The sequence below is a fragment of the Pseudoalteromonas aurantia genome, from assembly GCF_005886875.1.
GTDB classification, from domain to species: domain Bacteria; phylum Pseudomonadota; class Gammaproteobacteria; order Enterobacterales; family Alteromonadaceae; genus Pseudoalteromonas; species Pseudoalteromonas aurantia_A.
Genome location: NZ_PNBY01000255.1, coordinates 1 through 248, shown reverse-complemented (window position 1 = coordinate 248; position 248 = coordinate 1). Strand labels below are relative to the sequence as shown.

The 248-nt window shown below is 47.2% G+C and carries 1 protein-coding gene; it reads right to left on the bottom strand.

Annotated features, from left to right (window positions below; genetic code table 11):
- Positions 1 to 248 (bottom strand): hypothetical protein (locus CWC18_RS21220; RefSeq protein ID WP_171041202.1); only part of this gene is annotated, 248 nt, incomplete at both ends.

Below are 248 nucleotides of genomic sequence, written 5' to 3'. Positions count from 1 at the left end.
ATAGTCATCTTCGATCGCCGCCAGTGTCAGTTCCTGACGGGTAACAGACAGCTCCTGAGCGCCTTCTTCAACTTTCAGATTGCAGTAAGAAAGCGGTTTCATTGGATATCTGAAAGCAATATCGGTCTCGTGGTAATACAACTCCGGATCGTTTTCGCGCTCATCCCGCTTGATGGAACCGTTGTAGACCTTACGAATGGCTTCCACCTCAAAAGGAATACTTTGACCGTTCAAAGTGATGTCAAAGC